This is a genomic window from Streptomyces sp. NPDC050856 (genome assembly GCF_040653855.1).
Classification (GTDB): Bacteria; Actinomycetota; Actinomycetes; order Streptomycetales; family Streptomycetaceae; genus Streptomyces.
Genome location: NZ_JBFAGV010000002.1, coordinates 38,819 through 60,866 on the forward strand (window position 1 = coordinate 38,819; position 22,048 = coordinate 60,866).

The window sequence follows — 22,048 nt, forward strand, 5'->3', positions numbered from 1 at the left end:
GCACGACGTACGGCCCTGAGCCGTACGGGTGATTTGATAAGTCCGTTTTACTGGGATAAGGCCGGTATGGAGAAGTAAGTACCGGTTCCAGTGTGTTAATCGGTGCTTCGCTGGTGCCGTTGGTATTGCTACGTTCGTCCACCATGAACGTCAGAATGTCGTCTCTGTCGTGGGATGTGCGGAAAGCTCGAATTGTCGTCATCGCCGTCGCGGCGGTCGCGTTCATCTCGAAGATGATGCTCGCGGCGTCCACCCGCGGGCCCGCCGACGTGCGGTTCTTCTGGGGTTTCGCCCGGGCGATCGCCCGGACGGACCCCATTCGCATCTACGTCGAGCCGATGCCGTGGCTGCCCGTCTACAACCACCCGCCCCTGGCGAGCTGGATGCTGCTGGGGATGGAGTGGCTCGCGCGGCAGCACGTGCCCTGGCGGCCGCTCATCCGCTTCCCCGCCTGCCTGGCCGACTTCGTCACGGTGCTGCTGGTGTTCGCGATCGTACGGCGCCGGGCGCGGCTGCGGACGGCCGTCCTGTGCGCCATCGGCGCGGCCCTGTGCCCGGTCCTGGTGGCCACCTCCGGCTACCACGGGAACACCGACTCGGTCGCCGTGATGTTCGCGTTCGCCGCGGCCTACCTGCTCGCCGACCGCCGGAGCCCGCTGGCCGCCGGGCTCGCCGCCGCCCTGTGCGTCAGTGTGAAGATCGTCCCGGTCGTGGTCGTGCCGCTGTTCTTCGTCGCCGCCTGGCGCGCCGGGCGGCGGTCACTGCTGCGGTTCACGGCCGGCTTCGGCGCGCTGTTCCTCGCCGTCTGGGGGCCGGTGATCGCCACCGTACCCGGCGGTCTCAGGGCCAACGTGCTGGAGTACGCCGGCGGCAACTTCAGCTTCTGGGGCATCGTCCGCTTCGCCCGCTGGGCCGGTGTGCCCGAGGACTACGTCACCCTGGTACGCGGCGACGGCCACTTCCTGATCGTCGCGGCGATCATGGCCGCCGGCGTCTGGCTCGCCTGGCGGCGCCCCGACGCCCTGCCCGTCGCCGTCGCCACCACCCTCGGGCTCCTGCTGCTGCTGAGCACCGCCTCGGGCGTGCAGTACCTCGCCTGGCCCGCGGCCGGGCTGTTCGTCGTCGGCCTGTGGCCGGGGCTCTCGTACGGAGTCGTCGTCGGCGCGGTGACCGCTTCGGTCTACTCCGGGCAGCGGCCGGTCCATTGGACCGACACCGAGATGGCGTTCGGCGCCCTCGGCTGGGCGGTGCTCGCCGTGGGCGTGGCCTGCGGCGTCCACCGCGTCCTGGCCGGCGCCGGGGCGGACGGCCCGCCACCGGTTCCGCGCATCGCCGGGCCGCGGGCCGGACACCGCACCGCCCCCACCACCCACTGAGCCGCCCACCGACGTCCCGACCTGTCCCCGACCCCCGCGAGAGTGGAGAAGCCCGTGACGGAAGGCCAGCCCCCCAGGATCGGCATCCTGGTGGTGGCGTACAACGCGGAATCGACACTGGAGAAGACCCTCGACCGGATCCCGGCGGACTTCCGCCCGAGGATCGCCGAAATCCTCATCCTCGACGACGCCAGCCACGACGCGACCTTCACCGCGGGCTGCCGCTGGTCCCAACTCGACGGCATGCCCCCCACCGTCGTCATGCGGCACACCAAGAACCTGGGCTACGGCGGCAACCAGAAGGCCGGCTACGCGCTCGCCGCCGAGCGGGGCCTGGACATCGTCGTCCTGCTGCACGGGGACGGGCAGTACGCCCCCGAGCTGCTGCCCGAGATGGTCGCCCCGCTCGAACGCGGCGAGTGCGACGCCGTGTTCGGCTCCCGCATGATGCGGCCCAAGGACGCCCTGCGCGGTGGCATGCCCGTCTACAAGTGGCTCGGCAACCGCGTCCTGACCCGCCTGGAGAACCGGCTGCTCGGCTCGGAGCTGACCGAGTTCCACTCCGGCTACCGCGCCTACAGCGTGGCCGCGCTGCGCCGTCTGCCCGTCGAACGCAACACCGACGCCTTCGACTTCGACACCCAGATCATCGTCCAGCTCGTCGACGCCGGCCTGCGCATCCGGGAGATCCCCATCCCCACCTACTACGGGGACGAGATCTGCTACGTCAACGGCATGCGCTACGCCAAGGACGTGGTCAAGGACGTCCTGGAGTACCGGCTGGCCAAGAAGGGATTCGGCACCTGCGGCTGGATCCCCAAGCCCGTCGAGTACGCCTTCAAGGAGGGCGACGGCTCCTCGCACGCCGTCATCCTGGACCGGATGCGCGACCTGCCGCCCGGCCGGGTGCTGGACGTCGGCTGCTCGGGCGGCCTGTTCGCCGAGCGCCTAGAAGCCCTCGGCCACCAGGTCACCGGCATCGACTGCGTCGAGGTGGAGGGCGTGCGCGACCGCTGCTCCGGCGGGTTCCTCCTGGCCGACCTGGAGGACGGCCTGCCCGAGGGCGTCGGGGACGACTACGACTACGTCGTCGCCGCGGACGTCATCGAGCACCTGTCCCGGCCCGAGTCCCTGCTGGCCGAGGCCCGCGGGGTGCTGCGCCCCGACGGGCACGTGCTGCTGTCCGTACCGAACTTCGGACACTGGTACTCCCGGCTGCGCGTCGCCCTGGGCATCTTCGACTACGACCGGCGCGGCATCCTCGACGAGACGCACCTGCGCTTCTTCAGCCGGGCCAGCCTGCGCCGCACCGTCCGCTCCGCCGGCTACGACGTGCTGTCCATCCGCGCCACCGGGGCGCCCTTCTGGTCGGTGTTGGGCGGCGGCCCCGCCGCCAGGGCGCTCGGCGGGCTGTCGAAGCTGCTCACCCGGGCCCGGCCCACCCTCTTCGGCTACCAGTACGTCGCCATGCTCACCCCGCACGCGGCGCGCACGATCGTCGCCGGGGAGCACATCGACGTCCAGGACATCCTCAACCGCCAGTTCGTCCCCACCGACCGGTCCACCGACCGCGTGGGTGTCTGAACCCGACGCCACCCGGCCGCCCGCCCCCTCTCCCCAAGGACCGCCCGCCGCCATGCCCACACTCAGCGTCATCGTGTCCGGCAGCGCCCCGCACAGCCGGCTGCGCGCCTGCCTGGACAGCGTCACCGGCCAGGACGTCCCCGACCTGGACGTCGTCATCGTCGTGGACGGCGCCGAAGACCCCGCCGGCCGCGCCGCGGACCGCGGCCGGGGCCCCGGTGACGCCCCCGCCCGGGCGCTCGCCCGGATCCACGAGGTGCGCGACCCGCGCGTCACCGTCGTACCCGTACCGCCCGGCACCCCCGAGGCGGCCGCCCGGGCCGCCGGGGCCCGCGCCGCCACCGGGACCCACCTGCAGTTCCTGTGCCCCGGCACCGACCTGCTGCCGGCCGGCGCGGCGGCCGCACTGGTACGGCGCCTGGAGGCGCTCGACGGCGCCGCCGACGTACTGCTGTGCGACCACCACCGGGCCACCTGGTGGGACGAGGCAGCGCCCAGCGGCGACACCGACGCCCTCGGCCGCGCCCACGGCACCCTCACCACGCTCGCCGCCCGCCCCGGGCTGCTGGACCTCGCCCCCGTCCTCGGCGCCCGTCTCATCAGCGCCGCCCTGGTCGCGGCCCACCCCGAACTCATCGGGACCGACGGCCACGACCAGCTCTACCTCGCGTACGCCGTGCTGCTGCTGGCCCGGCGGATCGCCGCCTGCGACACCGTGGCGCTCAGCCACCGCACGGACCGCCCGGCCCAGCGGCGCGCCGCCGGACCCGAACGCACCTTCGCGCTCTTCGGGCAGTACGAACGGCTGCACCAGCTGGCCGCCGGCGCCCCCACCGCCCTGCGCGCCCGGCTCTACGACCGGATGACCGGCGACTACCTGGCGGCCCTCGCCCGGCGCGACGAACTGCCGCCCGCCCTGATCAGCGAGTTCTTCCGGCACGCCGCCCGGCACGCCGCCGTCCTCCGGCCCGAGGGGCACCGGGGGCCCGGCGGCCTGGACGGCGTGCGCCACACACTCCTCGGCCACAACGCCTACCTCTGCTACCGGCTGCTGCGCCTGGCCAACGACCGGCACCGCGCCCTGCGGGCGGGCGCGGCCCCGCACGCGCGGCGGCTCGCCGCCGCCCGCGCCCGCCACCGCTACCGCCGGGCCCTGCGCCGGGACGTCGACGAGGACCTCGCCGTCCTCTCCGCGTACTGGGGGCGCGGTGTCCACTGCAACCCCGCCGCCATCGCCGCCGAGCTGACCGAACTCGCCCCCGACATCCGCCAGGTGTGGGTCGTGGAGGAGGACCGGGTGCCGCTGCTGCCGCCCGGCACCGATCACGTCGTGCCCGGCACCGCCCGTTACTGGGAGGTGCTGGCCCGCGCCAAGTACCTCGTCAACAACGTCAACTTCCCCAACGCCGTGGTCAAACGGCCCGGCACGGTCCACCTCCAGACCCACCACGGCACCCCGCTCAAGCTCATGGGCGTCGACCAGCGGCTCCACCCGGCCGCCGCCCGCGGCCTCAACTTCGACGCCCTGCTGGAGCGGGTCGACCGCTGGGACTACAGCCTCTCCGCCAACAGCCACTCCACCGAGACCTGGCAGCGCGCCTACCCCTCCGGCTTCCAGTCCCTCGACTACGGCTATCCCCGCAATGACATCCACTACCGGGCCACCGCCGCCGACGTCCGCGCCGCCCGCGCCAGGCTCGGCGTCCGCCCCGGGCAGCGGGCCCTGCTCTACGCCCCCACCCACCGCGACCACGAGGCCCGCTGGACGCCCCGCCTCGACCTGCCCGCCCTGGCCGAACGGCTCGGCGAGGACACCGTCCTGCTGGTGCGCGGCCACTACTTCCACACCGCCCTGCCGGGCCCCGGCCACCCGCGCGTCCTGGACGTCACCGGCTACGACCCGGTCGAGGAACTGGCCCTGGCCGCCGACGCGCTCATCACCGACTACTCGTCGATCATGTTCGACTACGCCAACCTCGACCGGCCCGTCCTCATCCACGCCGACGACTGGGAGACCTACACCCGGGTCCGGGGCGTCTGCTTCGACCTGACCGCCGAGCCACCGGGACCGGTCGCCCGCGACCAGGAGGAGCTGACCGGCATCCTCACCGACGGCACCTGGTGCGACGAGGCCGCGCGCAAGCAGCGGCACGACTTCCGGCTGCGCTTCTGCGAGTACGACGACGGGCGCGCCGCCGAGCGGGTGGTGCGCCGGGTCTTCCTCGGCGAGGGCGAGGAGAGCCTGCCGCCGGTGCTCCCGCTGGAGCGGCGCACCCCGGCCCCCACCCCCGAGGAGGCCGACCGCCGATGACCACGCTCCCCGAGGTGACCGTCACGGTCATCGTCCACAACGACGCCGAGCGGCTGCCCCGCGCGGTCGCCTCCGTGCAGGCCCAGACCCGCCGGGACATCGAGATCGTCATCAGCGACGACCACTCCACCGACGCGACCCCCGAGGTGGCGGCGGCCCTGGCCGCCCGCGACGAGCGGATCCGGGTGCTGCGGCTGGAGCGCAACAGCGGCGGGTGCGGCGCGCCGCGCAACCGGGCCGTCGAGATCGCCCGCGCGCCCCTGCTGATGTTCCTCGACAGCGACGACGAGCTGCCGCCGCGCGCCTGCGAGCTGCTGCTCGCCGCGGCGCGCGAGGAGCCCGACGCCGATTTCGTGATGGGCGCGGTCGAGCGCGTCCGCACCGACACCGGCGCCACCTCGACCTGGATGGCGCACCTGTTCGGGCGACGGCGGACGGTACGGGGCATCGCGGACGAGCCCCGGCTGCTGTTCGAACCGCTGTCGACCAACAAGCTCTACCGCAAGGAGTTCCTCGACCGGCACGACCTGCGCTTCCCCGAGGGCCTGCACTACGAGGACCAGCTCTTCACCGCCCAGGCGTACACCCTGGCGCGCGCCTTCACCGTGATCACCGAACCGGTCTACCGCTGGTACATCGCCCCGCACGCCGCGCCCGGGGCCGCCACCATCTCCAACCGGCGCCACCTGATCGGCAACGTCCGCGACCGGGTCACCGTCGCCCGGCTCATCGACGAGTTCCTCGCCGCCCGGGACGTCCCGGCGCGGGTACGGGAGGAGAAGGACTTCAAGTTCCTCTCCCACGACCTGGGCCTGTACGCCGGCGACCTGCCCTACCGCGAGCCCTCCTGGGTGGCGGAGTTCGCCGCCGAGATGGTGCCCTACCTGGAGGGCCTGTCGGACGCCGCGCTGGCACGCCTCGGCTGGGAGCAGCGGGTGGTCGTGGGTCTGCTGCGGGAGGGCCGGTACGAGGAGGCGCGGCTGGCCGCCCGGGGCGCCGGGCACGGTGTGGGGCCCCGCGAGACGGTCACCGACGAGCGGGGGCGCGCCTACTGGGGCGGGGTGCCGCCCCGGTCACGGGCCGGCCGGCTCGCCCTGGACCTGACCGGACTCGACCTGCCGGGCTGCCCGTTCGGCGCCGCCCGGTTCCGGCACGAGATCACCCGGGTGTCCCGGGGCCCGGGCGCCGCCGTGGAGCTGACGGTACGGACGTACGACCCGGGCCTGCGCCTGCCGCTCGCCCCGCAACCCGCGCTGCTGCACATCTCGCCGGCCGGGCGGCGGCTGACCACCCGGCTGCGGATGGACCCGGCCGGGCGCGGTGTCTTCGAGGGCTCGGCACGGCTGGACCTGGCGGCGGCCTCGCTGCCCCTGCACGGCTTCCGGGGCGCGCGCCACCCGGTGCTGGAGGTCACCGACGGGCGCACCGGCAACACCGGCGTGCTGCTGGCGCCGCTGGACTTCCCGCCCTTCGACGTGACGGTGACCGGCCCCAGGACCGGACGGCACCGCGTCACCGTGGAGCCCGAGGGCCGGGGCGCGGGCCGGCTGCAACTGCGCTGGCTGCCCGAGGGCCTGCTGAACCGGCTGCTCGGCCCGGTGGCGCAGCGCGGCCCGGTGCGCAAGGTCGCCAGGGCCCTGGCCGGCGGCTGAGCCCCGGCCGGCCGGGGCGCGGCGCGGGGCCGTGGTCCGAAGGCGATCGTGAGGAGGGTAGTCCGCCCGCCGGCCGCACCGGCGGATTCCGGCCAGATGCGGGCGGGGGGCGGGCGGACCGGGCGGACGCCCGTCCGGGCGGCGACGCGGGTCCCGGTCAGCGGCCGGCCGGGGTCTCGTGCGGCGGCCGGCGGCCGGCCGGGAAGACCTTCGCGCCCGCGTCGCCCGCCGCCGGGGCCGGACGGCGCTCCTCCAGCGGCACCACCGGCGGGAGCGCCGCCGGGTCCTCGCCGAGGAACACGTGCCGCACCACCCGCTCGGCCGCGTGGCCGTCGTCACAGGGGCAGAAGCGCGCCCGGAACGCGGCGCGCAGCTGCGCCGAGCGCGAGCCCCGCCAGTGGTCGGAGACGAAGATGTCGATCAGCTCGTCCTCGTCGCGGGCGACCGCGCCCGGCGGGAAGGCCCGCACGTCGAAGTAGGCGCCGCGAGCCGCCTCGTACGCCTCCCAGTCCGCGGTGTGCAGCACGATCGGCCGGTCCAGTCCCGCGTAGTCGAACATCAGCGACGAGTAGTCGGTGATCAGCGCGTCCGACGCCAGGCACAGCTCCTCCACCGAGGGGTGGCCGGAGACGTCGATGACGCGCGGGTTCTCGCAGGGCGGCGGCCCCTCGCCGCCGTGGGTGGGGTGGGGGCGGGACAGGATCACGAACCGGGGTCCGAGCGCCCGTACCACCCGGTCCAGGTCGAGCAGGCGGGGCTGGGGCCGCACGTAGTCCCGGTGGGTCGGGGCGTACAGCAGCGCGGTGTGTCCCTCGGGGACGCGCAGCGCCTCGCGCAGCAGCGCGACATCGGTGGCGGTGGCCCGCTGGAAGACGTCGCTGCGCGGGCAGCCGTACTCCAGCACCCGGTAGGCCGCCGGGTACACCCGCTCCCACACCATGCTGGAGTGCCGGTTGGCGGACACCAGGTAGTCCCACTTGTCGATGTCGCGCAGCAGTCGCGCGAAGTCCATGTCGCGCCCGGCGGCCGGGCGGTACTGGAGGTCCAGGCCCATGTGCTTGAGCGGGGTGCCGTGCTGGGTCTGGACCAGGAGCTGGCCCCGCCGCTTGACCAGCCGGCGGTCGAAGTTCACGTTGTTGACCAGGTACGTGGCCCGGGCCAGGGCCGTCCAGTAGGCGGCCGAGCCCGGCCGCAGCCGGCGGGTGGCGGGCGGCACGGTGTGGGCGTACGCCGGTGCGCAGATCCACGCGGTACGGATGTGCGGGGCCAGCTCGCGCACCCGCTCCTCCACGGCCGCCGGACTGCACGCGTACCCGCGGCTCCAGTAGGCGCTGAACACCGCGAGGTCCGCCCGCAGCGGCAGGCAGAGCTGGACGCGGTAGTGCGCCTGGAGCAGGGCGCCGCGCACCGCGCGCACCGCGGCGGAGCCGTACCGCCGGGCCCGCCGCAGCAGCGCGCGGGCCAGCGTGACGGCCCGGTAGGTGCGGTGGCTGCCGAGCCGGACCAGGGCGTGGCGCAGGCGCGTGGTGAACTTCGGGGTGGCGCCCGGGGTGCGGTAGCGGCGGTAGTGGGCGCGGGCGCGGCGGAAGAAGTCGGCGCGGGTGCCGCGCGGGAGCCGGCCGCGCGCGCTGAACACCGAGGTGAAGTGGTCGGCCATCCGCCGGAACAGCACCGGCCGCCAGCGCGCCAGCTCGGGCCGCGCGTCGATGAACGAGAAGACCCGCTCGTACTGGTCGAACAGGTCGAAGTGGCGGCGGCTGGTGGTGCGCAGGATGGAACCGGTGCGGCGCTGGCGGTAGTGCACGCAGACCCGGTCGAGCGTGGCGATCGTCCCGGCCGCCATCAGCGCCGGGTACGTCCACGGGGTGTCCTCGTAGAAGCCCGGCGGGAAGGTGAAGCCCTGGCGCTCGATGAACTCCCGCTTGTACGCCTTGTTCCACACCACCATCAGGACCTTCAGCAGCCCGGGCCGGTCGGCGAGCGGGAAGGGCGCGGGGCCCGCCTCGGTGAGGTGGCCGCGGAACTCGTTGCGCACCGCTCTGCCCGACCAGTAGACGCGGGCGTAGTCGTACACCAGCAGATCGGGCGAGCCGGTCTCCTTGAGACGGTGCGCGATCGCCTCGAGCGAGCCCGGTACGAGGGTGTCGTCACCGTCCAGGAAGAGCACGTACTCACCGGTGACCCGGGCGAGCCCGGCGTTGCGCGCGGGCCCCAGGCCGGTGTTCTCGGGCAGGTGCACGGCGACGACCCGGGGGTCGCCGGCCGCGAACTCGTCGATGATCGCCCCGCAGCCGTCCGGCGAGCAGTCGTCGACGACGATCAGCTCCAGGTCGTCGTAGGACTGGGCGAGCACCGACTCCAGGCACGCGTGCAGATACGCCTGGACCTTGTACGCGGGGACGATGACGGAGAACCGGGGCATGGCCCGGGAACTTCCGATGGACCGACCGGGTTACGCCCGCCGTGGCATCCGGGGGACGGCCGGCCGGTCCGCCCGCCCCCGTCACTTCACGGCGCCCGCCATCACACCGGAGACGAACTGCCGCTGGAAGGCGAAGAAGACGGCCAGCGGTATCACCATCGAGACGAAGGCGCCGGGGGCCAGGACGTCGATGTTGTTGCCGAACTGCCGTACCTGCTGCTGGAGCGCCACCGTGATGGGCGGGGACTCGGAGTCCGCGAAGATAAGGGCGATCAGCATGTCGTTCCACACCCACAGGAACTGGAAGATGCCCAGGGAGGCGATGGCCGGGCCGCCCAGCGGCATCACCACCCGGGTGAACAGCCGCACCTCTCCTGCCCCGTCGAGCCGGGCGGCCTCCAGCAGCTCACGCGGGATCTCCGCGAAGAAGTTGCGCAGCAGGAAGATCGCGAACGGCAGGCCGAACGCCACGTGGAAGAGCACCACGCCCAGGGTGGTCTCGAAGACCCCGATCTCGCCGAACAGCTCGGACACCGGGACCAGGGCGATCTGTACCGGGACGACGAGCAGGCCGACCACGGCCAGGAACCACCAGTCGCGGCCGGGGAACTCCAGCCACGCGAAGGCGTACCCGGCGAGCGACCCGATCACGACGACCAGGACGGTCGCCGGGACGGTGATCAGGACGGTGGACAGCAGGGAGCGGGTGATGGTGTCGTTGTCGAACAGGGCGGCGTAGTTGGCGGTGGTCAACTGGGCGGGGGCGGTCAGGGCCGTCCACCAGCCGCTGGCGTTGATGTCGGCGGGATCGCGCAGCGAGGACAGCAGCAGCCCGACGGTGGGCATCAGCCAGAACAGCGCGACCAGCACGAGGAAGACCCGCACGGCGCCCCCGCCCGCGCGGGCGGCGGCCCGCGCGGCCAGGGACCGCCGGGGTTCGGTCACGGTGCCGCTCATCGCCGGGCCTCCTTCCGGATGCGGCGGATGTTGAACAGCATCACCGGGATCACCAGCAGCAGCAGGAGCACGGAGATGGCGCTGCCCACGCCGAGGTGGGCGTCGGTGCCGAACGAGGAGCGGTAGAGCTGGAGCGCCAGGACGTTGGCGTCGTCCTGCACCGAGCCGGGCGCGATGATGAACACCAGGTCGAAGATCTTCAGTACGTTGATCATCAGGGTGACCAGGACGACCGCCAGGACCGGCGCGAGGAGCGGGACGGTGACGCGGCGGAAGACCTGCCACTCGTTGGCGCCGTCGACCCGGGCCGCTTCGAGCAGTTCGCGCGGCAGGCCCGCCAGACCGGCCGCGATGAGCACCATCGCGAACCCGGCCCACATCCATACGTAACTGCCGATGACGGCCGGGGTGACCAGGGACGGGCCGAGCCAGTCGACGCCGTTGTACGGTTCGCGGAAGTTCTCCCCCGGCAGGCGCAGCCGGGCACCGTCCGCCTCCGGGGGGAGCGTGAAGGTGCCGTCGGCGGCGGCCGTGGCGGTGGCGACGACCGCGCCGTCCCTGACCGCCTCGATCGTGAGCCCCTCCAGGCCCAGCTCCCGGGCGTCGACGGCGTTGAGCCGGCCACCGCCGCCCTTGGCGAAGTCCAGCCAGGCGGTGCCGGTGACCTCCTTGCCGCCCGCCGGCGGGACCGCGGCGGGCCGGGCGTCGTCCGGCATCCTCGGGGCCGCGACGCCGACCAGCGGCAACCGGACCGGCGTGCCCGCGCGCACCGGCTCCTTGGTGACGAACGCCCCGCCGCCCGCCGCGCGCAGCGGGTGCGCGGCCAGCGGCCGGGCGCCCGGGTAACCGGCCGACCCGGCGAAGGTGTCGTGCACGCCCACCCAGACGGCGTTGGCGACACCGCGGTCGGGGTCCTGCTCGTACACCAGCCGGAAGATGATCCCGGCGGCCAGCATCGAGATCGCCATCGGCATGAAGACGATCAGCTTGAAGGCGGTGCCCCAGCGGACCCGTTCGGTGAGCACCGCGAAGATCAGGCCGAGGGCGGTGGCGACGGTCGGCGCCAGGACGACCCACACCATGTTGTTCTTGACGGCGGTGAGGATGGTGTCGTCGGTGAAGATCTCGACGTAGTTGCCGAATCCGGCGAACCCCTCGCCGGACTGGTCGAAGAAGGAGCGGTGGACGGAGTACCCGATCGGGTAGACCACGAGCGCGCCGAGCAGCAGCAGCGCGGGCAGCAGGAACAGGGCTGCGACGAGCTTGCGGGTGCCGGTGACGCTCCTGCGCTGGGCCGGGGGAGGCGTGCCCCCCGCCGGGACGGCCGCTGTCACGGCGTCAGTCCTTGAACGCCTTGGCCGCGTCGGCCTCCAGCCGCTGCTGGGTGCCCGCGACGTCCTTCGGGTTCTTCAGGAAGTCCTGGAGCGCCTTCCACTCGCCCTTGCCGGGCGTTCCGCCGAACGACTGCGGCATCTGGTCCGACATGTCGAAGCGGAACTCGTCGCCCGCCGCGATCAGCGCCTTGGCGATGTCGCGCTGGACGTCATTGGGGTAGGCGGCCGGGTCCAGCGACTTGTTGGGGGAGATGAACCCGCCCTGAGCGGCCCACACGCGGGCCGCGTCGGGGGAGGCGAGGAAGGTGAGCAGCGCCTGGGCGGCCGGCTTGTCGGTGAGGGCCACCGCCACATCGCCGCCGGTCACCACGGGGGCCTGGGCGCCGGCCGCCGGGAAGGGGAACACCTTGGCGTCCGTACCGACCTTGGCCTCGGTCTGACCGATGTTGATCGAGACGAAGTCGCCCTCGAACACCATGGCGGCCTTGGGCTGGTCACCCCCGGTGAACGTCTGGGTGACGGACGCGGGGAACTCCGTCTGGAGCGCGCCGGCCGCGCCGCCGGCGATCAGGTCCGGTTTGCCGAACAGCTCGGCCAGCGTGGTGAGCGCCCGCTTCACGGACGGGTCGGTCCACTTGATCTCGTGCTTGGCGAGCTGGTCGTACTTCCGGGGGCCGGCCTGGGAGAGGTAGACGTTCTCGAACCAGTCGGTGAGCGTCCAGCCGTCCGCGCCGCCGACCGAGACGGGGGTGACACCCGACGCGGAGATCGTCTCGGCGGTGGCCAGGAACTCCTTCCACGTCCTCGGCGTGTCCGACGCGGAGACGCCCGCGTTCTCGAACACGGCGGTGTTGTACCAGACCAGCGACTTGTTGGCGGCCTTGAAGTACACGCCGTACTGGGTGCCGTCCACGGCGCCGAGGTCCCGCCAGCCCTTGGCGTAGTTCTTCGCCAGCTGGTCCTTGGTCGCGGCGCCGGCCGGCCGGGCCCACTCGCGCTCGACGGCCTGGTGCAGCGCGCCGACCTGCTGGAGCATCGCCACGTCCGGCGGGGCGCCCCCGGCGATCTTCGTACCGATGTAGTTGAGCATCGCGTCCTGCGTGGGGATGTAGGAGACCTCCGCCCCGGTGCGCCTCTCGAACTCGTCCAGGACCTTGCTGAACGCCTGCTGTTCGGGACCGGTCCACACCGCCACCACCTGGAGCTTCTGGCCGTCCAGCCTGGGCAGCCGGACGGTCTCGGCACCGCTCGTCGGCTGGGTGCCGCCGCTGCCGGCCGGCTCCCCGGCGCCGCCGTCGCCGTCACCGCAGCCGGCGAGCGCCAGGGCGCCGGCCGCCGCGGCGGCCAGCGCGGCCCTGCGGGTACGAAGTGCTGTGCGGCCCGTGCGAGCTGTGCGAGTCGTGCGAGTTGTGCGCATCACTGCCCCGTCTCTACTCCGTGCGCGTGCTCGTCCCGTCCGACAGGTCTACGCCCGGTGCCCGAGGCCCGCAATACCGCCTTCCGTGTCAAGTCGCCGATCGTGATGGGGTCGTGACGTCACGTCAGTGCGCCTGGGGCTGTACGGCGGTCAGCGGCCCGACCGGGGCGGCGTCCACCGACCGGGCGGCCCGCTCCAGCGCGCTGGCCAGCAGCGCCAGGTCGGTCGGCCCGTTGCCCAGTTCACGCACCGGGCGGCGGGCCGGCGGATCACCCATCCGCTCCCACTCCAGCGGCACCACGGTGGGCCGCTGGGTGGCGGTACGCGGGATGCGCCCGGTCACCCGGCCCCCCTGGAACGGTGTCACCCGGCCGTCCGGGTGGCCCAGCCGGCCGCGCCCGGGCGCCGGGTCGTCCGGCCCCGGCGAACCGGGCGGGGCGTCCAGCACGACGCGCAGCCGCGCCCCCCGGGCCAGCTCCGTGTCGGCCGTGCGGTCCGGGCGGGCGGAGGTCGCCACCAGGTGCACCCCGAGCCGGTGACCGTCGCGCGCCACGGCCTCCAGCGCCCGTACCACCGAACCGGCCGCGGGCCGCCCGGGGCTGCCCAGGGCGGGCGACACGAGGGCGTCGTAGTCGTCGACGAGGATCACCAGACGGGGCAGCGGGGGCGGGACGTCGGACCGGGCGGCGGCGGGGCGCAGCCGGAGCGTGGTGCTGGACGGCGTGTCGGGGGCGTGCCCGGCCGGAGGGGCGGCGGGGGCGGGTACGCGGGGGTCGGCCGGAGCCGGGGGACGCTGATCCGTGCCGCCCGGGCGGCGCTGGCCCACCAGCCGGTCGGCCACCTCGCGCCGGGCGTGCCACTCGGTGAACTCCTGGCCGCCCAGCAGCTCGGCGCGCCGCTTCAGCTCCGCCCCGAGGGCCTGCGCGAACGTCCGCATCCGCACCGGGTCCGAGGCGACCAGGTGCTCGATGGCGTGGGGCAGCTCGGCACAGGGCGCCAGGCCGTCACCGCGCTCGCCACCGGCGCCGTCGACCAGCAGCAGCCCGAGCCGGTCCGGGCGGGAGGCGGCGGCCAGCGAGGCCGCGACGGCGCGCAGCAGTTCGGTACGCCCGCTGCCCGCCGGTCCCTCGACCAGCAGATGCGGCCCCTCGGCGGTCAGGTCCACACAGAGCGGGCCGCGCGGGCCCGCGCCCAGTACGGCCGTGCCGTCGGGCGCGGAGGCCCACCGCGCCAGCAGGGAGGCGGGCGTGGCCCGGGCCAGGCCCAGTTCGTCCAGCAGACGGGCGGACGCGGGCAGCGCCATGGCGCCGCCGCCCCGCCCACGCGGGGCACCGCCCTCGGCGCGCAGCGGCGCCAGGGCGCGCGCGAACCGCTCGGCCCAGGCACCGGAGACCGCGTCCACGGTGCCCACGGTGCCGTGGCCCACCGGCTGCCCCCCGGCCGTGCGCATCAGGCGCAGCGCGGTCGCCACGTCGCCGGACAGCAGCGCGGCCGCGCCGCACTCGCGGAAGGGCAACGACGCGGCGCACGCGGTCTCGTAGGTCGCGGCGACCGGCGAGAGGGGCGAGGCGGCCGGGGTCTCCGCCAGGCAGATCAGGTGGACACCGGCCGCCGCGCCCGTCGCGGCGAGCCGGGCCGTGGTCTCGCGCAGCGCCGCCGAACCCGGGTCGCCGTCGACGATCATGACCGTGTACGTGCCGCCGGCCGCCGGGTCGAACGCGGCCGCGGCCTCGGTGACGGCCCTGCGGTCGGCGCTCGCCCAGTCGGGCCCCAGCGGCCCGTCGTCCAGGCGGCGGGTGAGCTCGGCGGTCCGCGCGGTGGCCTGGTCGCGGTCGTAGGCGAGGAGCAGCCGGCAGTCCTGGCCGTGCGCCGGGCGCAGGTGCGGCAGCCAGCCGAGCCAGCCCCACTCGCGCCTGCGGTCCTCCAGCGGCCGGGCCCGGTCGGCGCTGATCAGCACGATCTCCAGGTCGGTGGGCGGGTGCAGGGCGGCGAGCTGCGCCACGACCGAACGGGCCAGCCCGGCCAGCCGGGCGCGCGGCCCGGCGAGCCCGAGCGACCCGGCCTCGCGCAGGCCGACCGTGACCGGCACGGCGGGCAGGTCGGCCCGGTCGGTCGTGCCGAGCCGTACCGCCAGCGCCTCGGGGTGCCCGGGACCGCGCTCCCACAGCCGGGGCCCGGGGCCGAGGACAGTGAGCAGCACGGCGGACGGATCGGGCCAGGTCTCGGCGAGCGGCCCGCGCGGGTCACCGGCCGGGGCGGTGGGCGATCCGGTGCCGTACGGGTCTCCGGGTGCCGTGCCGTCGGCGGTGCGGGCGCTCCCGGCCAGCCGCCGCGCCCAGGCGCCTATGCCGCGCCTGCGGGGAGGTTCGTCGGGCATCTGGGTGCCGCGTGCGGGCGTGCGGTGGGCGGGGCCGGCGCCCTGGGCGGTGCCGTCGGAAGCCGGGGCGCCGGACGCGCCGGCGGGACCGCCGGGAGCGGCGTGGCCGGGCTGGACCGCGCCGGGCAGCGGGGCGCCCGGCAGCGGGCCACCGGCGAACGGGCCTTCGCCGGAGAGCGGCCGCCCGGGCAGCGGGGCGGAACCGGGAGCGGCGGCGCCGGGGGCGTGGTGGCCGGGCCGGGTGGTGGAGGGGAGCGGGTCGCCCGGCTGCGGGGCGGCCTGGTGGGGCACGGTCGCGCCGGTGCCCCGGGGCGGGGCGCCCCCGGCGGCGGCCGGGCCGCCGGAGCCGTACCCCGGGCGCGGATCGCGCCCGGCCGCCGGGTCCGCGCGGTGACCGCCCCGGGGCGGTACGCCGGCGGCCCCGCCGGAACCGGGCCCGGAAGCCGGGAGGGGGGCCGGGCCCGTGGCGCCGTACGGTCCGGCCGGCCCGGTGCCGGGGGCCGTCGCGTCCGGCGCCGCTCCGGCGTGGCGCACCCGCAGGTGGCCCTCGCCGTCCGGGGTGACCGGCAGCGGTGCGCCGTCCGCCCCGGGCGCGCCCGGCGTCAGCCGGAGCGACGACTCACCCAGCCGGAGCAATGCGCCCGGGGCGAGCCGCACCGGGCGGGGGCCGACCTCCTCGCCGTCCAGGGTGGTGCCGTTGGTCGAGCCCAGGTCGGCGACCGTGACCCGGCCGTCCTCGGAGACGGTCACCGCGCAGTGCAGCCGGGAGACGTCGGGGTCGTCCAGCGGGACGTCGGCGTCGGCCGAACGGCCGATCCGGATCTGCCCGCCGTGCAGCAGGTGGACGCCGCCCGCGTCCGGCCCGGCCACCACGTGCAGCCGTGCCGACACCCCGTCGGCGGCGGCGTGCTCCTCGGCCGGCACGTGCAGCGAGAGCACCGCGCCGTCCACCAGCGGTGGCTCGCCCAGGGTGCGGCGCTGGGCGTCCAGCCGCTCCCGGCCCGCGTACAGCACGACCGCGCCCGAGGTGTCGGGACCGGACACGGCGGCGGCCAGCCCGGAGGCAACGGCGGCCAGCGCGGTCCCCGCCGGGGCGGTGACGAGCACGTCGCAGGCGCGCCGCGCGGTCTGCCCGCCGAGCGGCGCCGCGAGGACGGTCAGCCGGATCTGCATCGCCGTCAGCGGTCCCTTCTGCGCGGCGCGCCGGCGGAGGAGTGGCCCGGCGATCCGGTGCTCTCCCCCCACCCGGCACGGACGCGTCGTCCGGTTCAGGTCGGCACGGACCGTGAGGCTTCCGCCCACGGTGAGCCGTGCTGGAGGCATCCTCGCACCCGCGACTGACAACCCGCCCGCGACCCACCCCCAAACGATCTTGAACGATCGGACACGGTCAGGAAAACGCCTGCTTGGCCAGGTATGGGGATCATGTGTGATCCCCCCGGATGTGCCGGCCCGGCAACCTCCGGCGCCCCGCGCACGTCTTCACCCTCGGCCGGTGCCCGGTGGACGACGACCCACCGGTAGGCCGCCCGGCGGCCTTACAGTGGGTCGGAACCCCGGGCGGACCCTCCAGGGAGGCCCGGGCCGAGCAAGGACCACGATCGCAGGGAGCGCATGACGTGCGGCCGGTAGGCAGCAAGTACCTGCTCGAGGAGCCGCTGGGGCGCGGCGCCACGGGCACCGTCTGGCGAGCCCGCCAGCGCGAGACAGCGGGCGCCGAGGCGGCCGTGCCGGGCCAGCCCGGCGAGACCGTCGCGATCAAGGTCCTCAAGGAGGAGCTCGCGAACGACGCGGACGTGGTGATGCGGTTCCTGCGGGAGCGCTCCGTCCTCCTCCGCCTGACCCACCCCAACATCGTGCGGACCCGCGACCTGGTCGTGGAGGGTGATCTGCTGGCCCTGGTCATGGACCTGGTCGACGGCCCCGACCTGCACCGCTACCTGCGCGAGAACGGCCCCCTCACCCCGGTCGCCGCCGCGCTGCTGACCGCCCAGATCGCCGACGCGCTCGCCGCCAGCCACGCCGACGGCGTCGTCCACCGCGACCTGAAGCCGGCCAATGTGCTGCTCGCCGAGCGCGACGGCCGGATGCACCCGATGCTCACCGACTTCGGCATCGCGCGCCTCGCCGACTCCCCGGGCCTGACCCGGACCCACGAGTTCGTCGGCACGCCCGCGTACGTCGCGCCGGAGTCCGCCGAGGGCCGCCCGCAGACCTCCGCCGTGGACATCTACGGCGCCGGCATCCTGCTGTACGAGCTGGTCACCGGCCGGCCCCCGTTCGCGGGCGCCACCGCCCTGGAGGTCCTCCACCGCCACCTGAGCGAGGAGCCGCGCCGCCCCTCGACGGTTCCCGGCCCGCTGTGGACGGTCATCGAGCGCTGCCTGAGCAAGGACCCCGACCGGCGCCCCAGCGCCGAGAACCTCGCCCGCGCCCTGCGGACCGTCGCCGCCGGCATCGGTGTGCACGCCACACCGGCCCAGATCGAGGCGGCCGACGGCGTCGGCGCGCTGCTGGCGCCCGACCCCGCCCCGGCCCCCGTCCCCGACACCCCGGGCGCGGCCGACCCCACCCAGGTCCTGCCCGCCGGCGCGGGCCAGTACGACGCCGGCGCCGCGACCAGCGTGCTGCCCACCGGCGCCCCGGGCGCGGCCGATCCGACCGCCGTGCTGCCCACCAGCGGCCCCGGCGGCCCCGGTGGCCGGAGCGGGGACGCCGACCAGACCGCGCTCATGCCCTCGCGCCCGGACGGACCGCCGCAGCCGGAGGAGCCGCACCCCTGGCAGAACCAGCTGCGCGCGGCCAGGGACCGCAACGAGCAGACGCAGATCCAGTACCTCGACCCGAGCCAGGACCCGCTGCGCCGCCGCCCGCAGCGCCGTCCCCAGCAGCCCGCGCAGCCGCCGCAGCAGCAGTACGCGCAGCCCCAGCAGCGCCCGCCGCAGCACCAGCGCTACGCGCCGCCCCCGCCCCCGCCCCCGCCGCAGCAGTACGCGCAGCCCCCGCGGCAGGGTTACGCGCCGCAGCACCACCAGCCGCAGCCGCCGCCGCAGCCCCGGCAGCAGCAGCCCCGGCAGCCGGCCCCGCGCCCGCCGCGTGAGCCGCGTCCGCCCCGGCAGCGCAGCGCCAACCCGATGCGGATCCCGGGCCTGGGCTGCCTCAAGGGCTGTCTGTTCACGATCGTCCTGCTCTTCGTCGCGGGCTGGCTGATCTGGGAGCTGACTCCGCTCCAGGACTGGGTCGCCCAGGGCAAGAGCTACTGGGAGGCCATTGGTGACGCCGTGGCGACGGTCAGCGACTGGATCTCGAAGCTGGGCGGGAGCTCCGGCACCCCGGCGCAGTAACCCTGCAGATTTGTCGACTTCCGGGGGATGATTTCCCCCCGGAGGTGAATAGCGGCGTCCGCGCCCGCGTAACTTGGTCGGGAAAGCCAGCCGCTGAGGGAGCAGTCTTGGCACGGAATATCGGCAGCCGGTACACGGCCCACCAGATCCTCGGGCGGGGCAGCGCCGGCACGGTGTGGCTGGGCGAGGGGCCCGAGGGGCCCGTCGCCGTCAAGCTGCTGCGCGAGGACCTCGCCTCGGACCAGGAACTGGTCGGGCGCTTCGTCCAGGAGCGCACCGCCCTGCTCGGGCTGGACCACCCGCGCGTGGTCAGCGTCCGCGACCTGGTCGTCGACGGCAACGACCTCGCGCTCGTGATGGACCTGGTCCGCGGCACCGACCTGCGCACCAGGCTCGACCGGGAGCGCCGGCTCGCCCCCGAGGCGGCCGTCTCGATCGTCGCGGACGTCGCCGAGGGCCTGGCCGCCGCGCACGCCGCCGGGATCGTCCACCGGGACGTCAAACCGGAGAACATCCTGCTCGACATGGAGGGCCCGCTCGGCCCGGGCGGCGCCCATCCCGCGCTGCTCACCGACTTCGGCGTCGCCAAGCTGATCGACACGCCCGGCCGCACCCGGACACCGCGCCCGGCGGGTGGCCCCTCCAGCCGCGGCATCATCGGCACGCCGGACTACCTGGCCCCGGAGATCGTGGAGGGCCTGCCGCCGCGCGCCGCCGTCGACATCTACGCCCTGGCCACCGTCCTGTACGAGCTGCTGGCCGGCTTCACCCCGTTCGGCGGCGGCCACCCCGGGGCCGTGCTGCGCCGGCACGTCACCGAGCGCGTCGTGCCGCTCCCGGGCATCCCGGACGAGCTGTGGCGGCTGATCGTCCAGTGCCTGGCCAAGGCCCCCGCCTCCCGCCTGCGCGCCTCGGAGCTGGCCGCCCGGCTGCGCGAGGTGCTGCCGCTCGTGGCGGGCATGCCACCGCTGGACGTGGACGAGCCGGACACCGAGCCGTCGGCCGAGCCGTACGAGGACGATCCGTACCCCACCGTCCCGGACGCCCCCCGCAGGGCGGCCGTCCCCCTGGTGCCGGGTGCCTCCACCGACTCCAACCGGGACACGCACACCTCGATGCGCGTGCCGGCCCCCGACGAGCTCTCCGGCGGGCCGCTGGGCACCGCCCGGGCCCCCCGCCCGGCCGGGGCGCGCCGCCCCGGCTCCGCCCGCAACAGGACCGCGGCGGTCCGCAAGCGCCGGTTCGCCCTCGGCCTGGCCGCCGTCGCCCTGGTGGCCGCGGCCGGGGTCGGCGGATACCTCGCCACCAGCGGCGACGGCCCCGCGCCACCGCCCCAGGACTCCAAGCAGTCCGCCCCGACGGGCCCCTAGACCCGCCCCGCCGGGGCCCCGCCCCGGGGTCCGGCGGGCGCCTGGGGGCCGGGCTGTCGCGGCCAGCCGTTACGCTGGTGTCGTGGCAGTCGTCGATGTATCCGAAGAGCTGAAGTCCCTCTCCTCGACCATGGGGTCGATCGAGGCCGTCCTGGACCTCGAGAAGATGAGGGCAGACATCGCCGTGCTCGAGGAGCAGGCCGCGGCCCCGTCCCTGTGGGACGACCCGGAGGCGGCGCAGAAGATCACGAGCAAGCTTTCGCACCTCCAGGCCGAGGTCCGCAAGGCCGAGGCGCTGCGGAGCCGGATCGACGACGTGGCGATCATGTTCGAGCTGGCCGAGAGCGAGGACGACGCCGACACCCTCGCCGAGGCCCAGTCGGAGCTGGAGTCGGTCCGCAAGGCGCTGGACGAGATGGAGGTCCGCACGCTCCTGTCCGGCGAGTACGACGAGCGCGAGGCCCTCGTCAACATCCGTGCCGAGGCGGGCGGCGTCGACGCCGCCGACTTCGCCGAGCAGCTCCAGCGCATGTACCTGCGCTGGGCCGAGCGGCACGGGTACGGCACGGAGGTCTACGAGACGTCGTACGCCGAAGAGGCCGGCATCAAGTCGACCACCTTCGTCGTCAAGGCGCCGTACGCCTACGGCACGCTCTCCGTCGAGCAGGGCACGCACCGGCTGGTCCGTATCTCCCCCTTCGACAACCAGGGCCGCCGCCAGACGTCCTTCGCGGGCGTCGAGGTGCTCCCGGTCGTCGAGAAGACCGACCACATCGAGATCGACGAGTCCGAGCTGCGCGTGGACGTCTACCGCGCCTCGGGCCCCGGTGGCCAGGGCGTCAACACGACCGACTCCGCGGTGCGGCTGACGCACATCCCCACCGGCATCGTGGTCTCCTGCCAGAACGAGCGCTCGCAGATCCAGAACAAGGCGAGCGCGATGAACGTCCTCCAGGCCAAGCTGCTGGAGCGCCGCCGCCAGGAGGAGCAGGCCAAGATGGACGCCCTCAAGGGCGACGGCGGCAACTCCTGGGGCAATCAGATGCGTTCGTACGTCCTGCACCCGTACCAGATGGTCAAGGACCTGCGCACGGATTTCGAGGTGGGCAACCCGCAGGCGGTCCTGGACGGCGAGATCGACGGGTTCCTGGAGGCGGGCATCCGCTGGCGGAAGCAGCAGGAGAAGTAACTTCCGCGCGGCTCCCGCCGCCCCTTCCCCTTCCCCTTCTTGCCCTGAGCGCCGGACCCGCTGTGACCGCGGGTCCGGCGCTCTGTGCTGTACGGAGTGCGATTCGCTTCCGCAAGCGACGAGGAGGCTTGCAGCTCGCTTTGTCGACAAGGCAACCAGCAGATCTGGCGCGGGAGTTCGGCTTTTACGTCACAGTTGCATCGTTGCAGGTCGGGCAGAGTTCATCATTCCGGGCATTTGGCGCGCAACCGCCTTGACGCTGATATGAAAAGTGGGAAAGCTGACGCGCGGCATGCGCATGACTGGGGCGGGTGTGATCGGGGGAGCCAGTACGACAGCCCCCAGTGTCCGCGGCCCCTGGCGCTGCTCCACTTACGCGACAGCTACTGGGGGTAGCAGGCAGATGACCAAGAAGACGCGGGTCCGCGTAGCGCGGATCGCAGCCGGCGCGGTGATCGCGGCCGGTGCGTCCCTGACCGCCGCGGGCGCCGCTTCGGCCACCGGGATCATCGACGTCCACGCCGAGACCGACGTGGTCTCCCTGGACGCCGGCCTGGGTGTGGGTGACCCGGGCGGTGTGGACGGCGGCCCGACCACCAGCGGTGGCTCCACCACCACGGGCGGCAACGGCAGCACCGGCGATGACCAGGGCGGCACCGCCGGGATCGGCGGTTCCGCGGTGATCGGGGGCTCCTCGGCCTCCGGCGGCGGTGAC

At 74.7% G+C, this 22,048-nt stretch carries 12 protein-coding genes and 1 pseudogene; 8 read left to right on the top strand and 5 right to left on the bottom strand.

Annotation, left to right across the window (positions count from 1 at the left end):
* Window positions 1–155 precede the first annotated feature (155 nt).
* The 4 genes from AB0H53_RS02105 to AB0H53_RS02120 are packed head-to-tail and all read left to right on the top strand — an operon-like array spanning window position 156 to window position 6,923.
* On the top strand, window positions 156–1,376 hold the full coding sequence (locus tag AB0H53_RS02105) for a glycosyltransferase family 39 protein (RefSeq protein ID WP_362105759.1): 1,221 nt from the start codon (window positions 156–158) through the stop codon (window positions 1,374–1,376).
* Window positions 1,377–1,430: 54 nt separating this feature from the next.
* Complete coding sequence (locus AB0H53_RS02110; protein WP_362105762.1) at window positions 1,431–2,960, top strand: methyltransferase domain-containing protein; 1,530 nt, start codon at window positions 1,431–1,433, stop codon at window positions 2,958–2,960.
* 52 nt (window positions 2,961–3,012) lie between these two features.
* A complete protein-coding gene (locus AB0H53_RS02115; RefSeq protein ID WP_362105765.1) occupies window positions 3,013–5,271 on the top strand; it encodes a CDP-glycerol glycerophosphotransferase family protein in 2,259 nt (752 codons plus the stop codon).
* On the top strand, window positions 5,268–6,923 hold the full coding sequence (locus AB0H53_RS02120) for a glycosyltransferase family 2 protein (protein ID WP_362105768.1): 1,656 nt from the start codon (window positions 5,268–5,270) through the stop codon (window positions 6,921–6,923). Before AB0H53_RS02115 ends, AB0H53_RS02120 begins: the two co-directional genes overlap by 4 nt.
* Before the next feature lie 157 nt (window positions 6,924–7,080).
* Here the strand turns inward: AB0H53_RS02120 and AB0H53_RS02125 are convergent, their stop codons facing one another.
* The 5 genes from AB0H53_RS02125 to AB0H53_RS02145 form a co-directional block, all read right to left on the bottom strand.
* On the bottom strand, window positions 7,081–9,345 hold the full coding sequence (locus AB0H53_RS02125) for a bifunctional glycosyltransferase family 2 protein/CDP-glycerol:glycerophosphate glycerophosphotransferase (RefSeq protein ID WP_362105771.1): 2,265 nt from the start codon (window positions 9,343–9,345) through the stop codon (window positions 7,081–7,083).
* Window positions 9,346–9,426: 81 nt separating this feature from the next.
* Window positions 9,427–10,302, bottom strand: coding sequence for a carbohydrate ABC transporter permease (locus AB0H53_RS02130; RefSeq protein ID WP_362105773.1), 876 nt, complete (start codon window positions 10,300–10,302; stop codon window positions 9,427–9,429).
* Window positions 10,299–11,636, bottom strand: coding sequence for a sugar ABC transporter permease (locus AB0H53_RS02135; protein WP_362105776.1), 1,338 nt, complete (start codon window positions 11,634–11,636; stop codon window positions 10,299–10,301). Before AB0H53_RS02135 ends, AB0H53_RS02130 begins: the two co-directional genes overlap by 4 nt.
* A gap of 4 nt (window positions 11,637–11,640) precedes the next feature.
* Window positions 11,641–13,053 carry an extracellular solute-binding protein gene (locus tag AB0H53_RS02140; protein ID WP_362105779.1) on the bottom strand — a complete coding sequence of 471 codons (1,413 nt, stop codon included), beginning with the start codon at window positions 13,051–13,053 and terminating at the stop codon, window positions 11,641–11,643.
* Between the two features lie 124 nt (window positions 13,054–13,177).
* Window positions 13,178–16,603 (bottom strand): FHA domain-containing protein, encoded by a 3,426-nt coding sequence (locus AB0H53_RS02145; protein ID WP_362105782.1) that lies wholly within the window; start codon window positions 16,601–16,603, stop codon window positions 13,178–13,180.
* A 446-nt stretch (window positions 16,604–17,049) separates the two neighbouring features.
* On the opposite strand from AB0H53_RS02145, the gene AB0H53_RS02150 reads away from it, so the two are divergent.
* From AB0H53_RS02150 to AB0H53_RS02165, 4 genes and pseudogenes are all read left to right on the top strand, one after another.
* On the top strand, window positions 17,050–18,774 hold the full coding sequence (locus AB0H53_RS02150; RefSeq protein WP_362105785.1) for a protein kinase: 1,725 nt from the start codon (window positions 17,050–17,052) through the stop codon (window positions 18,772–18,774).
* Window positions 18,775–18,881: 107 nt separating this feature from the next.
* Window positions 18,882–20,144 (top strand): serine/threonine-protein kinase, encoded by a 1,263-nt coding sequence (locus AB0H53_RS02155; RefSeq protein ID WP_362105788.1) that lies wholly within the window; start codon window positions 18,882–18,884, stop codon window positions 20,142–20,144.
* An 82-nt stretch (window positions 20,145–20,226) separates the two neighbouring features.
* The gene (prfB, locus tag AB0H53_RS02160) at window positions 20,227–21,333 is read left to right on the top strand and encodes a peptide chain release factor 2 (protein WP_362105791.1); all 1,107 of its coding nucleotides are present in this window, start codon (window positions 20,227–20,229) and stop codon (window positions 21,331–21,333) included.
* A 403-nt stretch (window positions 21,334–21,736) separates the two neighbouring features.
* Window positions 21,737–22,048: pseudogene (locus AB0H53_RS02165) on the top strand (hypothetical protein); the annotation flags it as partial.